The organism is Pseudomonas sp. GW821-FHT03A09 (assembly GCF_059421065.1).
In genome coordinates this window covers 448,420-462,958 of the sequence record NZ_JBWKUX010000004.1, presented here as the reverse complement: position 1 = coordinate 462,958, position 14,539 = coordinate 448,420, and the positions used below count along the sequence as shown (strand labels likewise).

Here is a 14,539-nt window from a genome sequence, read left to right as displayed (position 1 = left end):
GGAGGGAGCAAGCCCTCTCCCACAAAGAGCCTCTACCAGGGCTTGCCTTGGAGGGGGTTTCGAGGCAGGCTCTGGGGTGTGCATTATTCCCATCACCGTGTCAGGTATTTTTTATGTCGCTACGCGTCTGTATCCTGGAAACCGATATCCTGCGTCCAGGCTTGATCGATCAATACCAAGGGTACGGGCAGATGTTCAAGCGCCTGTTCTCCAAGCAACCGATTGCCGCCGAATTTGTCATCTACAACGTGGTACAGGGTGAATACCCATCGGACGACGAAGTGTTTGATGCCTACCTGGTCACGGGTAGCAAGGCCGATTCCTTTGGCACCGACCCGTGGATCCAGACCCTCAAGACCTACCTGCTCGAACGTTATGAGCGCGGCGACAAGCTGCTGGGTATCTGCTTTGGTCACCAGTTGCTCGCACTGTTGCTGGGTGGCAAGACCGAACGCGCGGGTCAGGGCTGGGGCATGGGTATCCACGACTACCAGCTCGATGCCAAGGCACCGTGGATGAGCCCTGAAGTGGAAGAGCTGACGTTATTGATCAGCCACCAGGACCAAGTGACCACGCTGCCGGAAAACGCCACGGTCATTGCTTCCAGCGCGTTTTGCCCGTTTGCGGCGTATCACATTGGCGATCAGGTGCTGTGCTTCCAGGGCCACCCGGAATTTATCCACGATTATTCCCGCGAGTTGCTGGAGATTCTTCAGACAACCCTGGGCGAAAAAGTCTACACAAAGGGTGTGGCCAGCCTTGAGCGCGACCACCACGGTGTCACCGTGGCGGAATGGATGATGCGGTTTGTGGCTCACAAATCCGAGGCTAAGGTTTAAAGCCAGCCCGAACGCTTGAAACTGGCCCACAGGCCGGTACAACCCAGCGTAATGAACCCGAGCACCGCAAAATAGCCGTAGTGCCATTGCAGCTCGGGCATGTTCTGGAAGTTCATCCCGTAAATCCCCGCCACCGCCGTGGGGAACGCGAGAATCGCCGCCCACGCGGCGAACTTGCGCTGCACCACACTCTGGCGCGAAGCCTCCAGCAACACACCGATCTCGATGGTCTGGCTGGCGATATCGCGCAGGGTGGTGAGGTCTTCCATCTGTCGTGTCACATGGATTTGCACGTCACGGAAATACGGGCGCATGTTCTTGTCGATAAACGGAAAACTCAGCTTCTGCAGTTCCTGGCTGATCTCCACCATCGGTGCCACGTAGCGCTTGAGCCGCAGCACATCACGGCGCAGGCCATGCAGGTTCTGGATATCGCGCTCACTCAACGAGCTGCACAGCACGTTGCGCTCCAGCTCGTCGATCTCGGCATGGATCGCCTCGCTTACCGGCTGGTAGTTCTCGGTGACGAAATCCAGCAAGGCATAGAGTACGAAGTCTTCCCCATGCTCCAGCAATAGCGGCCGCGCCTCACAGCGCTGGCGTACAAAGCCGTAGGACGCAGAATGCCCGTTGCGCGCCGTGATGATGTAGCCGTTGCCGGCGAAGATATGGGTTTCGATAAACTCCAGCTTGCCGTTCTCGCGCACCGGTGAATAGGTGACGATAAACAACGCATCGCCGAAGGTTTCCAGCTTCGGGCGGCTGTGTTTTTCCAGGGCGTCTTCGATGGCCAATTCATGCAAGTTGAATTGGCGTTGCAGGTTGGCCAGTTCCTGGGCGTTGGGTTCTTCCAGGCCGATCCACACAAAATGGTCGGGTTTGGCGGCCCAGGCCGCGCCTTCATCGAGGGTGATATCGGTGACTTTTTTACCGGCGCTGTAGACCGCGGCCGCAACAACTCTACCCATGGTGCTGATCGCTTCTTATTTGAGAGGACTGGTGTTGGGCAGCTTAGCTGGAAGCGAGTTCGATTGTTGCAGCCGATTGCAGCTCGCGGTCCATTGCCTCGATGCAATGGTCCATCTGTTCCTGGCAAGTCTGCATCAACTGAGGGATGTCATCCGCGGTCAGTCCAGCCGTAGGAATAGGTGGCAACGAACGAATGAGCACATCACCACTGTTCCAGCGATTGAGCTGCATATGGGTGACGTAATTGCTGACGCACACCTGCACGATCGGCACACCCGCCGTAATTGCCATGTGGAACGCGCCTTTTTTGAACGGCAACAGGCCTTTGCCCAGGTTGCGCGTGCCTTCGGGGAACACCCAGATCGACGTGTCCTCATGCTGCAAAGTATGCGTCGTGGTGAGCATCGCACGGCGTGCCTTATGCGCATTGCCCCGGTCGATCAACACATTGCCCGCCAGCCAGAACAACTGGCCGAACAGCGGCACCCACTTCAGGCTCTTCTTGGCGATACACACCGTGCGGTAAGGCACCACGGTGCCGAACACAAACAGGTCAAAGTTGGATTGATGGTTGGCGATGATCACGCAGGTGCCGGGCTTGTTGCGCAGTGAGTCGACATCGGTCTTCACGTTCAGGCGCAAGATCCACATGGCGGGCAGGGCATAAAGGCGCGCGCACAAGCGACTGTTGTCCGGGTTGAACGGTCGGCAAATGCCCAACAAAACGCCCAGCACACCTGCGACGATAAAGTGCAGGCCCATCAACAACATACGTAACAGAAAAAGCATCGACACGGCCTATCGGGACAAAAGGTGGCGCAGTGTACGGATGTGCACTGTATTCGGCAATTGCCCCTACAGACGTAGGAGATAGGCGATGTTTAAGCACATGTTTCAACATGTGCCGATACAGCCCGACTAGAGCGGCTCAAGGTGATTCTGTTTATTTGTAAGAAAAAGCCCGACTCAAGGTCGGGCTCTGGCATAACGAGAGTAGGGCTCAGCCCAGGTTGTGGCCTTGATCCTGGATGATTGCATCATCCAGCGCCTCCAACAGCGCCTTACGCACTTTCAACTTGGTGTGCTTGTGGGCGTTCATATTGATCTTCTTCAACTGACGCGCCGCTTCCAGGGCAGCAGCGTGCAACGCTTCAGGGGCGACGACTTTATCGAGGAAGCCGGCAGCCAATGCACCCTGCGGGTCAAACATCTCGGCGTTGATCACCGAGCGGTGAAATGCCGACTTGCGCAGACGATCCCGCGCCAACTCGATACCGGCGTGATGCATGGTCATGCCAATTGCCACTTCATTCAGGCCGATGCTGAACGGGCCTTCCACACCAATCCGATAATCCGCCGACAACAGCAGGAACGCACCCTTGGCGACCGCGTGCCCAGGGCAAGCGACGATGACCGGGAACGGATGGGACAGTAGTCGACGCGCCAACGTCGAGCCCGACGTCACCAGGCTGATCGCCTCTTTGGGGCCGGCCGTCATCACCTTCAAATCATAACCACCCGACAGTATCCCCGGCGTCCCGGTGATAACCACCACCGCACGGTCCTTCTCGGCCTGATCCAGCGCCGCATTAAACTCACTCACCACCGCCGGAGAAATGGCATTTACCTTGCCGTTGCTCAAGGTCAGGGTCGCGATACCGTCTTCGAGGTGGTAGGCAATCAACTCACTCATGACGCGGTTCCTTGTAGGGTTTGTTATAGAGAGGCTATTTATACAAATGCATGCGCAAACGTTACCCACCACGTCCGCCCTGGTAAAGCGCCGTGACTGACTACCCAGTCAGGCTTTTACGCCACACCCAAGGGTAGACGGCCCGGAGCAGGGCGCACCGACCGTCCCAGGCATCCATTCCCCATGCCCGAGAATGGCAGAATCACCGTCCCTGAATGGGCAGGTAATGGCATAACCGTCTAACCGCATGAAAATTCTGAAAAAAACCTTTGCCATCAGAAAGGCTTTCGACTACATTAGCGCGCCTCGACAGACTGAACTGGTTTGACGAGATACGGTGAAGTGTCCGAGTGGCTTAAGGAGCACGCCTGGAAAGTGTGTATACAAGAAATTGTATCGAGAGTTCGAATCTCTCCTTCACCGCCACATTTAGAAAAACCCGTGAATTCAGTTGCTTAGAGTTCACGGGTTTTTTCGTTTGTACTACCCTCGCTCTACGTCGCATCCCTTCTTGGCACTATGCAGCCTTGGCTGTTTTAAATATGCCCCAGAGTCTGGCGGTCAAAAAATGATCGCACTCAACATTTTCCGCCAGCCAAGAATTCAGATCGATAAAACCCAAATTGCACACCCATCGCAACTGATGGGTATCGTGCTACCGAGCGCGGGTTCGAAATATCTTTAAAAACAATAGCTTTAGGCTCAGTACCGATCAGCTTCGGAATACTCACCTAAACCTTCTGGTTTGAGTGTGTCTCATATTTCATAAATAAATTCCTAAATATTATATGGAGTATTTATTTTTTAAATTACACAGGTGCCAGATTTAATCTAAAAATAGTCTCGCCACAATGAAAGGGCTTAAGCGTTAAAGTTATATCAAACATTAATACTTGCAAGCATGGATGAGTGTAAATATGACGAACTTGACGAAAAAACTCACTGAGATTAATCCCGCGTCTGCGGCAGGCCAAACCAGTGAGCAGTACCAAGACTATCAAGCCTTCTCGCACATCTATGATCGAGGTGGCGCTGACCAGATAAATGGCAAGCCATCATACACAATTGCACAGGCTGCTGATCAGATAACGCGAGGAGGCCACTTGTGGGCCGACAACGACCATAACGGAAAATACAACTTTACCTACAGCTTTCTAGACTCAGAGAGTGACTCTTACGCTTCAGAAAGCGTTTCTGGATTTATCCCATTCAACGCTCAACAAAAATCCCAAACTGCCCTTTCATTTCAGTCTTGGTCGGATGTAGCCAATATTTCATTCACTGAATCTTCAAGTGGAGGTGATGGGCACATTTCACTGGGTAATTACAGTACTGATTTACAGCATGGAGGTGCCAGATCGGCCTTCGGATTTTATCCAAATAATAGTGGCAATAGTGATGCTTTGTTTTATGTAAATGAAGACTATCAAGAAAACGTTAACCCAGCGAATGGCAATTATGGTCGGCAAACTTTAACTCATGAGATTGGTCACACCCTAGGACTTGAACACCCAGGAAAATACGACGCTAGTGAAGGCGACCCATCATATGCGGACGCTAAATATGCTGAAGATACGCGTGGCTACAGCGTCATGAGTTACTGGAGCGAGAGCAACACTAACCAGAACTTCAGCAAAGGCGGTGTCGAAGCTTATGCTTCCGGCCCGCTGATCGACGACATTGCCGCGATCCAGAAGCTCTACGGCGCTAACTACGCTACCCGCGCTGGCGACACCACCTACGGGTTCAACTCCAACACCGGGCGTGATTTCTACGGCGCCACTTCCAATGCCGACAAGCTGGTGTTCTCGGTATGGGACGGTGGCGGCAACGACACCCTGGACTTCTCCGGTTTTACCCAGAACCAGAAGATCAACCTCAATGAAGCCTCGTTCTCTGACGTTGGCGGCCTGGTGGGCAACGTGTCCATCGCCAAGGGCGTCACCGTCGAGAACGCGTTTGGCGGTTCAGGCAACGACCTGATCATTGGTAACAGCGCAGCCAACCTCATCAAGGGCGGTGCCGGCAACGACATCATCTACGGCGGTGGCGGCGCGGACCAACTGTGGGGCGGCGCCGGCAATGATACTTTCTTGTTCGGTGCCAGTTCCGACTCCAAGCCAGGGACGGCGGACAAGATCTTTGACTTCACCTCAGGTTCCGACAAGATCGACCTCACCGGCATTACGAATGGTGCGGGCCTGAACTTCATCGGTGCCTTTTCTGGGCATGCCGGCGATGCTGTACTGACCTACGCCTCGGGCACCAACCTGGGTACGTTGGCAGTGGACTTCTCCGGGCACGGCGTGGCGGATTTCCTCGTCACCACCGTTGGCCAGGCGGCTGTCAGCGATATCGTAGCGTGATGTGATACGCGCGGCGTTCCGGCGCCGCGCTCCAGAACGAGCATGAAATGTCGCGTTTTTTATCGGCTTGAGCTCAAGGTTATCCGGATAGCTGGAATGGAATATCTGGGATTAAGTGCACGATATTTTGTGGTTTCTACGGCCGAAAAACGTTCAACCCCGCCGCTCAATGCCTATGCCGATGATGCACATCCGGAAAATGCGCATGGCTATGCCTCATCACACTGTGCACATGCACATGACTATGGGGTACCGCTGGGTCCCACTCAAAATCGTGCTCATGCTGGTGATGTTCATCATGCACATGCCGATGCCCGTGTTCCGTCGCTTCATGCAGATGCTCATGGGCATGCCTCTCCGTCAGGTGCAGCCACACGCCTGCCGCCATCAGCGCCAATGCGATCCAGAACGCTGCGGTTACCGATTCATCCATCACCAGCAAGGCAACCGCGGCACCGAGGAAGGGCGCTGTCGAAAAATAGGCGCCGGTGCGTGCGCTGCCCAGTCCGCGTAGCGCCAGGACGAACATGACCAGGCTGATGCCATAACCGAGAAACCCGACTAGCAGGATCGGCGCGAGTTGTAGGGCACTCGGTATTTGCGCGCCGAGATAAAGCGCCAGGCTTACATTCACCAAGCCGGCAATCAAGCCTTTGGCGCCTGCGATAAACAGCGCATCAGAGGCTGACACCTTGCGTGTCAGGTTGTTGTCGATCCCCCAGCACAAGCAGGCCAGCGCCACGGCAAACGGTCCGGTCCAGTCGTGGCTTGCACCGCCACTGTCTGACCAGGACAGCACCACGCCGCCCAACACAATAGCGAGCATGCCGAGGACGATGCGTCGGTCGGCGTTTTCCCTGAACACCAGCCAGGCGATAAGCGCCGTCAGCACCGATTCAAGGTTGAGCATCAGGGATGCTGTTGCCCCGGTGGTGCGGGTGAGGCCGAACATGAGGGCGACAGGCCCGAGGATGCCGCCGAAGGCGATGGCGCCGAGTAGCCAGGGCCATTCCGATGGGGTCAGCCCGGTGGGTTTCCAGCCGCGATCACGAATGAGGCGTACACCGGCGAGGCCGATGCCGCTGCCGAGGTAGAGCAGGCCAGCGAGAAGGATGGGCGAGAGGCCAAGGCCAAGGCTCTTGGCGAGCGGGGTGCTGGCGCCGAACAGCGCGGCGGCCGCGAGGGCGTACAAGATACTGAGGTTCATGGGCCATCCTCGAAGGTATGGCCCATGATACGTCGCGTACGGGGCCTAGGCCCTGGCGATTTTGATTATTTCAGCGTCATTATTGCGCGGTTTTCAGCTTGATCACATCACCCGAAATCTTGGTGGTGTAACCGCTGAGGACCCACGCCCAGAACCAGTTTTCCTGGACTTGGGTGTTGATCAGCGCGTCGCCGCCCTTGGCTTTGATGGCGGCGTCCTGAGCGCGCACGAAACGGCTGTTCTGGCCAATCGGGATAACGCCGAACAGCATGATGCCGGTGGCGCTGGCTTCACTGTGGCCCAAAACGGTGTATTGGCTGCTGTCGTATTGCGGGGATTTGATCGCGGTACCGGTGCAACCTGCGAGGGTGAAACCCAGAACTGCTGCTGCAACCACTTTACTGACGTACTTCACTCGTAACTCCATGAACTCAATCCCGGGATCCAATTCCCTGGGGGCGACACTCTAATCGCTCAGCTGGCAGATTGAAATCAACCAGCCAAGGTTTCACTTTCACGCCTGCACATACACCCAGGCTGTCAGGCCAGAGGCCAGCGCCACCGAAACGCGCTTGTAGTCCGACACTTCATAGGCATCGGCTGCTGCCAGCTCCTGCTCGGTGATCTGAAAGACCATGCCTTCGACGCTGCAGCCGCTTTCGCTGGTAGGGGCGACGATGGGGTGATGGGTCTTGCCACTGGTGGCCAGTACTTGCGGGTCGGTGATTTCGACCCAGCTTTGCGAATAGCCGAGCATCGCGTCTTGCTGGCCGACCAATTCCCGGCCGAAGTTGGCGAGTTGCACGGACTTGTCCTGCAAGGTGCCGTAGGAAAACAACAGCACGGGGTATTCAGTGGAGCGTTCCATTTCTGTTTCCTAAGCGAGTAAGTCTTCGTAGAAGGCGCCGTAAGGCAGGGTGGGGTGGGCAATCTGGATTTCCAGGATCCACAGCCCGGCATTCGGGTAGTGCTCGAAATCCCCCAGGTCGCCACCGCGATGGATGGCGTGGGGGAAGTCGCTGACGCGGTGGCCTTTGATGTCGAGGTTCAACTGCCAGCCCATGGCCTGCGCCTGCTCTTCGGCGTAGCGGTAAAGTTCAAGGCCCGCGACCTGATCGTTTTTCCAGCGCGATTGTACGCGGTCGAACAGCTCCTTGGCGGCGCTGGCGCAGGTGATCATGTCCGGGTCGTTGCCGGTGGTGAACGTCGCTCCGGCGTCGCCTTCGTGGCCTTGCCACACGGCGCCCATGTCGATGAAGAAGATATCGTGTTCACCCAATACCGGGTCGCCGTCGGAGCGTTGCTTGAAGGTCTTGAGGGTATTGGCGCCGAAACGCACCAGCAGCGGATGCCAGATGCGTTGCAAGTCGAGGCTGGCGAGCACTTGCTTGCCCAACTCGCGGGCCTCGGACTCGAGCATGCCGGGGCGGATGCGCTGGGCGAGTTGTTCGATAGCTTGCCAGGTCATGGCCTGGGCGTAGCGCATGGAGTCGATGCTGTAGGCGGTGCCCACAGCTTCCTTGGGTTGTGCGGTCACCGGTGTTTCCTCGAATTGGGCTGTGCGGTTCGTTATGCGTTTTACTATATAGCGATACGTTGGACGAGCCCAACTCTGAAAACACCAATCCACCCCATGTGGGAGCGGGCTTGCCCGCGAAAGCGGTGGATCAGTCAAACATGTATCCACTGACACTCCGCATTCGCGAGCAAGCCCGCTCCTACATTTGACCGCGTTCCGTCAGAGATGCAGCCATGCCAGGCTGCCTAACACCACCGCCACGCCGCCGGCCGTGTATGACAGGCGCTTGAGCCATTCCTTGCGTGTGAGCAAGGTAATCGCCGCCAACGAAATCGCGATCTGAATCGCCGTCATCGCCTGCGCCCAGCGGTGATGCTGGTGTAAAGCTTCTTCGGATTTCTGGTCCCATTCCTTTGATGTGGCCTCAAGCTTTTCGGCCTGCTTACGGACTTCTTCCTTCTGGCTCTTGTAGCGTTGCACTTCGTCGTTGTAGTGCGCCGCATCGACGCCAGGAATGTGCGAGGCCAGCTCGGCCAGGTTTTGCCGGCTGGATTTGGCCTGGTAGTAATTCCACTGGTTGGCGGCTTCGGTCTTGATGATGGCGGCGTTGTTCTTGTCCATCGCCGCTTCACTTTCGGTGGAGCCTGCCTGGTAGCTGAGCATGGCGCCGACGGTGGCCATCAGGGCGGTCATCACGGCAATGCGGCTAGCGAAATTGTCACCGCGGCCGTGGGCATGTTCAGTGGTGTGCTCGACGTGTTTTTCGTGGGGGCTGGGGACTTCGAAGGCTTCGGACATGGGGGCGTCTACGAACGGATTGAGGGAAGCCTGATTCTTTACCAGCGAAGCTGTCTCAAACCTGTACGTAACGCTGCAAACCTTCCACCAACGCATCAAACATTACTCGGCAGCGCGGGCTGTTGCGCAGGTCTTCGTGCATGGTCACCCAAGTGTCCAATTTGAGTGCGAAAGCCTGTGGCAGTACCCGACGCAGACGTGGGTCGCGCTTGGCCAGTTGCACCTGGCAACCACCAATACCGGCACCGGCGCGGATCAGTGCCAGCTGTGCCAGGTCGCTGTCGCTGCTGAGGGCGAAGGCGCTGCGTTCGAAGCCCTTGATGGCAAGGCTGCGGATAAAGGCGTTTTCCTGGTCGAAGCCGATCACCGAATGGTCGGCCAGGTCGTGCATGTGCAGCGGCATGCCATGTTGTTGCAGATAATCATCGCGGGCGTGCAGGCCGACTTCTATCAGGCCGACACGCCGTGCCAGCAATTGCTCCTGGCGCGGTCGGACCATGCGCACGGCGATGTCGGCTTCCAGTTGCAGCAGATCGCTGAGGCGGTTGGTCAGCACCAGTTCAACCCGCAGGTGCGGGTGCTGGCGGCGTAACTCGGTGATGATCGGCGGCAGTACTTCCACGCCGACCACTTCACTGGCCGACACTCGCACCACCCCTTGTACCTCGTCGCCCTGGGCTGAGGCGGCACGCTCCAGGGCGGCGGCGGTACGTTCCATGGTTTCGGCGTGGGCGCGCAAGGTGTGAGCCACCGCCGTGGGCAGCAGTCCTGTGGGCGAACGGGTGAACAGCACCACGCCCAACGCCGTCTCCAGCGCAGCAATATGCCGACCGACTGTAGGCTGTGTGATGCCGAGCAGCCGCGCGGCCCCCGACAACGATCCTTCCTTGAGCACGCCGAGGAATGACCGGTAAAGCTCCCAACCAATATTCGCTGCCATGCATAAATGTATAGTGATTGGTTGGTCTTCGGCAATTCATCTATAGCAGTGCCACCCACACAATTGCTCCATCAATCCATGTGGGAGAAGGTCATGAGCAAGGTTCTGGTATTGGGTGCAACTGGCGGAATTGGTGGCGAAGTCGCGCAGCAACTGGCGGCGGCGGGCTGGGACGTGTGTGCGTTGACTCGGGATGTGGACAAAGCCCGTCGCCAGAACCCCAGTCTGACCTGGCTTGCGGGTGATGCACTCAATCGGCAGGACGTACTGGCGGCGGCGCGTGGTTGCGAGGTGATCGTCCATGCCGTCAACCCGCCGGGTTATCGCAATTGGGCCGGGCTGGTGCTGCCGATGATCGACAACACCATCGCGGCGGCTATCGCCGAGGGCGCGACCATTGTGTTGCCGGGTACGGTCTACAACTTCGGGCCGGATGCCTTTCCCGTGCTGCATGAGGATTCGCCCCAGCATCCGCAGACGCGCAAGGGCGCGATCCGCGTGCAAATGGAGCAACGTTTGCTGGTCGCCTCCCAGCAGGGCGCGCGGGTGCTGGTCGTGCGCGCCGGGGATTTTTTCGGCGCCCGTGCGGGCAGCAGTTGGTTCTCCATGGGGCTGCTCAAGCCTGGAAAACCGGTCGCCAAAGTGAGTTATCCGGGGGCGCGAGGCGTGTTGCATCAATGGGCCTACCTGCCGGACGTGGCCTGTACGATAGTCGAGTTGCTTGAGCGCCGTGCCACCCTTGATGCTTTCGCCAGCTTTCACATGGCGGGCCATATCGATACCGATGGCACGCAGATGAGCGAGGCCATCCAGCGCGTGGTGTTACGTAGGTCGGGCCGGCAACCCCGTGCAGGTGCTTTTCCCTGGTGGCTGTTGACGCTGGCTGCACCTTTTGTCGTCACCTTCCGCGAGATGCAGGAGATGCGTTACCTCTGGCGCACACCATTGCGCATGGACAACCAGCGTCTGGTCGCGGTGTTGGGCAAGGAACCTCACACGCCGCTGGAACAGGCAGTGGAGGCCACATTGGATGGCTTGGGTTGCCTGCCTAAGCGCGCCTGATCAAACGCGCGTACACCACCAGGTTGATCAGCACCACCACTGCGCCCAGCACCAGTTGAATATTCGCGGTCAGGCCCGCGGGATAGATCAATGTGAGGATGTAGTGCTCGATGAAGCCACCGCCATAGCCGTCTTGCCCGGCGAGGTGGCGAAACAGGTTTTCCCAACGGGTCAGCGGGCAGGGCAGGTGCAGCACCTCCACTGCGATGCCCCAGGCGACAGCGGGCAGGTGCAGCCACATCACTCGGCGCCATTTAAGGGCGAGCAGGCCACCGAACAGCACGAACAGGATAAAACTGAGGTGAAACAGCACCAGGCTGTCAGCGGCTAGGCGGTAGAGCATCGCGGGCACTTCAATAGGAAGGGCGCACAGTCTAAAGGGTTGCCTGTCGACAAGCGTGGCCGTTATTGTGCTGAATCCTTTTAGTCCTTCCTCCAGGTTCTGTTCTGATGAATGCACCGCGTACCGCTGTCGGTCCGATCAAGGCCGTGATTTTCGATATGGACGGGTTGTTACTGGACACGGAAGGTATCTACACCGAAGTGACGCAGATCATCGCCGAACGCTACGGCCGTACCTATGACTGGGGCATCAAGCAGCACATCATCGGGCGCGGTGCCCAGGACCTGGCCGACTACGTGGTCAAGGCGCTGGACCTGCCGATCACCCCGGCTGAGTTCCTCGAAATCCGCGAACCGCTGATGAGCGAGCGTTTCCCCAAGGCCTTGGGAATGCCTGGCGCCGAAGCGCTGGTCCGGCACTTGAAGGCGCATAACATCCCGATTGCCGTGGGCACCAGTTCGTCGCGCAATTCGTTTGGCCACAAGACCACCTTGCACCGCGAGTGGTTTGGCCTGTTCGTCACCATCGTCACCGCCGATGACCCGGAAGTCGGTGCTGCCAAACCTGCGCCGGACATTTTCCTCACCGCCGCCCGCCGCCTGGGCGTCGCGCCCGAGGATTGCCTGGTGTTCGAGGATTCGCCGTTCGGAGTCACGGCCGCCAAGGCCGCGAACATGACCGCCATCGCCGTGCCGGATGAAGCCATGGCCGACAGCAAGTACCAGCATGCCGACCAGATCATCCGCAAACTCGCGGATTTTGATTTGGCTGCCTATGGTTTGCCGCCGCTTTCCTGAATAACTACACATCAAAAATGTGGGAGCCGGGTTTGTGTGGGAGCTGGCTTGCCTGCGATGGCATCACCGCGGTGTGACTAACACACCGAGGTGCCTGCATCGCGGGCAAGCCCGGCTCCCACACAAGCCAGCTCCCACACTTAGTGTTGCCGTGTTCCAGAAACCCTAGGCGCTGAAACCACCATCGATGCTCAAGCTGGCACCGGTGATATAGCCGGCCTCTGGCCCTACCAGATAGGCCACGAAGCTGGCGATTTCTTCGACATGGCCGTAGCGTCCGATCGCCATCAACTCAATCAAACTCTCCGCAAAATCACCGCTTGCCGGGTTCATATCGGTATCCACCGGTCCAGGCTGCACGTTGTTGATAGTGATGCCTCGTGGCCCCAGGTCTCGCGCCAACCCTTTGGTCAGCCCCACCAGCGCTGATTTGCTCATGGCGTACGGCCCGCCACCCGCAAATGGCATGCGCTCGGCGTTGGTACTGCCGATGTTGATCACGCGGCCACCTTCCTTCATGTGTTTGGCGGCTTCCTGGGTCGCGACAAATACACTGCGCACGTTGACCGCCAGGGTCTTGTCGAAATCTTCCAGCTTGAAGTCTTCCAGCGGCCCGACGGCCAGTACGGCGGCGTTGTTCACCAGAATGTCCAGGCCACCGAAGGCTTCGACGGTGGCGTTGACCGCATGGCGAATCGCTGTGGCGTCGGCGCTGTCGGCATGAATCGCCAAGGCTTTGCCGCCTTCACTGATCACACTGTTCTGCAACGCTTCAGCCTTGGCGGCCGAACTGACGTAGGTAAAGGCGACGGCTGCACCTTGTGCGGCGAGACGTTTGACGATGGCGGCGCCGATGCCGCGGGAACCGCCTTGAATCAAGGCGACTTTGCCGCTGAGGTTTTGAGTGGTCATGTCGATCTCCGAGCTGTTCAAGGCGGGATGCCTTGTGGTTGGAGCCGAGTATCGACCTCGTTCACCCCTGCCGGTAGACCGTGATTGCTATAGTCTGTGTAAACCAAAAGTTTAGAGTGGGGCGATATGGAAAGCTTTGGAAGTATCGAATGCTTCGTGCGCAGCGCCGAAGGTGGCAGCTTTGCCGAGGCGGCGCGGCACCTGAGCCTGACCCCGGCGGCGGTAGGAAAAAGCGTCGCCAAGCTGGAAGCACGCCTGGGTGTGCGTTTGTTCCAGCGCAGCACCCGCCGCCTGACTCTGACCGAAGCGGGAAAGCTGTTCCTCGAAGAAGTCAGTGCCAGCCTCACCACCATTCAAAATGCCGTGGCCAATCTGGCCAGCGCCGAAGGGCGTCCGGCGGGCACCTTGAAGGTGAGCATGGGCACGGTGGTCGGGTGTTTGTATATCGTGCCGCTATTGGGCGAGTTTCTGAAACGGTTTCCGGATATCAGCCCCGACTGGCATTTTGACAACCGCCAGGTCGACCTGATTGGCCAGGGCTTCGATGCGGCACTGGGCGGCGGTTTTGAGCTGCCTCAGGGCGTGGTGGCGCGCAAGCTGGCGCCGGCTCATCGGGTCTTGTTGGCCTCACCCGAGTACTTGGCGGCGCGTGGAGCGGTGCTACAACCGCTGGACCTTGAACGCTGCGACGGCATTCTGATTCGCTCACCGCAAACCGGTCGCGTGCGTTCCTGGCAATTGACCGGTCGCCACGGTGAGCACGGTCCGTTGAACCTCAGGGCGCGGATGACCATGAGTGATTCACAGGCCGCCTGCGTCGCCGCAGACCAGGCGTTGGGCGTCGCCCTGGTGAGCATGCCGTTTGCCGTACCGTGGCTGGCGAGCGGCAAGTTGGTGCGAGTGCTGCCCGACTGGTACGTGGATGATGGCAACATTTCCATCTATTACGCCGAACACAAACTACTGCCCGGCAAGACTCGGGCGTTTGTGGACTTCATCATCGAGCAGTTTGCCGAACAGCAGCTGGGGCAGCGATTCAGTGCCATTTGATTGCACTCGCACACCGCGTCGCGGCCATCGCAGGCAAGCCAGCT

16 protein-coding genes and 1 tRNA gene are annotated in these 14,539 nt (G+C 58.1%); 6 read left to right on the top strand and 11 right to left on the bottom strand.

The genetic code is table 11. The annotated features are described in order from the left end of the window. Positions 1–113: 113 nt before the first annotated feature. Positions 114–839: an amidotransferase gene (locus AC07V4_RS09965; protein ID WP_431750063.1), complete on the top strand. Its 726-nt coding sequence runs from the start codon at positions 114–116 to the stop codon at positions 837–839. On the opposite strand, the gene AC07V4_RS09960 is transcribed toward AC07V4_RS09965, so the two are convergent. The 3 genes from AC07V4_RS09960 to AC07V4_RS09950 form a co-directional block, all read right to left on the bottom strand. Further along, positions 836–1,807, bottom strand: a complete 972-nt coding sequence (locus AC07V4_RS09960; RefSeq protein WP_492635769.1) for a magnesium and cobalt transport protein CorA — start codon at positions 1,805–1,807, stop codon at positions 836–838. The genes AC07V4_RS09965 and AC07V4_RS09960 overlap by 4 nt on opposite strands. A 43-nt stretch (positions 1,808–1,850) precedes the next feature. Next, positions 1,851–2,597: a lysophospholipid acyltransferase family protein gene (locus tag AC07V4_RS09955; protein WP_492635770.1), complete on the bottom strand. Its 747-nt coding sequence runs from the start codon at positions 2,595–2,597 to the stop codon at positions 1,851–1,853. Between the two features lie 211 nt (positions 2,598–2,808). Then, entirely contained in the window at positions 2,809–3,501 is a 693-nt protein-coding gene (locus tag AC07V4_RS09950) for a crotonase/enoyl-CoA hydratase family protein (RefSeq protein WP_492635771.1), read from the bottom strand. Positions 3,502–3,837: 336 nt separating this feature from the next. Between AC07V4_RS09950 and AC07V4_RS09945 the strand changes: the two genes are divergently transcribed. Then, positions 3,838–3,927 (top strand) — tRNA-Ser (locus AC07V4_RS09945). A gap of 491 nt (positions 3,928–4,418) precedes the next feature. Then, positions 4,419–5,867 (top strand): serralysin family metalloprotease, encoded by a 1,449-nt coding sequence (locus AC07V4_RS09940; RefSeq protein WP_492635772.1) that lies wholly within the window; start codon positions 4,419–4,421, stop codon positions 5,865–5,867. 166 nt (positions 5,868–6,033) lie between these two features. On the opposite strand, the gene AC07V4_RS09935 is transcribed toward AC07V4_RS09940, so the two are convergent. From AC07V4_RS09935 to AC07V4_RS09910, 6 genes are all read right to left on the bottom strand, one after another. After that, positions 6,034–7,074: a DMT family transporter gene (locus AC07V4_RS09935; RefSeq protein ID WP_492635773.1), complete on the bottom strand. Its 1,041-nt coding sequence runs from the start codon at positions 7,072–7,074 to the stop codon at positions 6,034–6,036. 79 nt (positions 7,075–7,153) lie between these two features. Further along, entirely contained in the window at positions 7,154–7,489 is a 336-nt protein-coding gene (locus tag AC07V4_RS09930; RefSeq protein WP_065909457.1) for a hypothetical protein, read from the bottom strand. 99 nt (positions 7,490–7,588) lie between these two features. Continuing rightward, positions 7,589–7,942 (bottom strand): gamma-glutamylcyclotransferase family protein, encoded by a 354-nt coding sequence (locus AC07V4_RS09925; protein WP_431752585.1) that lies wholly within the window; start codon positions 7,940–7,942, stop codon positions 7,589–7,591. A gap of 9 nt (positions 7,943–7,951) precedes the next feature. Then, positions 7,952–8,611, bottom strand: coding sequence for a M24 family metallopeptidase (locus AC07V4_RS09920; protein WP_492635774.1), 660 nt, complete (start codon positions 8,609–8,611; stop codon positions 7,952–7,954). A gap of 201 nt (positions 8,612–8,812) precedes the next feature. Beyond that, positions 8,813–9,391: a DUF4337 domain-containing protein gene (locus tag AC07V4_RS09915; protein WP_492635775.1), complete on the bottom strand. Its 579-nt coding sequence runs from the start codon at positions 9,389–9,391 to the stop codon at positions 8,813–8,815. Between the two features lie 55 nt (positions 9,392–9,446). Next, a complete protein-coding gene (locus tag AC07V4_RS09910; RefSeq protein WP_431751278.1) occupies positions 9,447–10,331 on the bottom strand; it encodes a LysR family transcriptional regulator in 885 nt (294 codons plus the stop codon). Between the two features lie 93 nt (positions 10,332–10,424). Between AC07V4_RS09910 and AC07V4_RS09905 the strand changes: the two genes are divergently transcribed. Next, complete coding sequence (locus AC07V4_RS09905) at positions 10,425–11,393, top strand: NAD(P)H-binding protein (RefSeq protein ID WP_492635776.1); 969 nt, start codon at positions 10,425–10,427, stop codon at positions 11,391–11,393. Here the strand turns inward: AC07V4_RS09905 and AC07V4_RS09900 are convergent. Continuing rightward, a complete protein-coding gene (locus AC07V4_RS09900) occupies positions 11,380–11,736 on the bottom strand; it encodes a DUF2784 domain-containing protein (protein ID WP_492635777.1) in 357 nt (118 codons plus the stop codon). The genes AC07V4_RS09905 and AC07V4_RS09900 overlap by 14 nt on opposite strands. Before the next feature lie 107 nt (positions 11,737–11,843). On the opposite strand from AC07V4_RS09900, the gene AC07V4_RS09895 reads away from it, so the two are divergent. Further along, positions 11,844–12,533 carry an HAD-IA family hydrolase gene (locus tag AC07V4_RS09895; RefSeq protein ID WP_492635778.1) on the top strand — a complete coding sequence of 230 codons (690 nt, stop codon included), beginning with the start codon at positions 11,844–11,846 and terminating at the stop codon, positions 12,531–12,533. 165 nt (positions 12,534–12,698) lie between these two features. On the opposite strand, the gene AC07V4_RS09890 is transcribed toward AC07V4_RS09895, so the two are convergent. Further along, the gene (locus tag AC07V4_RS09890; protein WP_431751973.1) at positions 12,699–13,445 is read right to left on the bottom strand and encodes a 3-oxoacyl-ACP reductase family protein; all 747 of its coding nucleotides are present in this window, start codon (positions 13,443–13,445) and stop codon (positions 12,699–12,701) included. A gap of 126 nt (positions 13,446–13,571) precedes the next feature. Here AC07V4_RS09890 and AC07V4_RS09885 point away from each other — a divergent pair, with 126 nt between their 5' ends. Further along, positions 13,572–14,495, top strand: coding sequence for a LysR family transcriptional regulator (locus AC07V4_RS09885; RefSeq protein ID WP_492635779.1), 924 nt, complete (start codon positions 13,572–13,574; stop codon positions 14,493–14,495). Positions 14,496–14,539 lie beyond the last annotated feature (44 nt).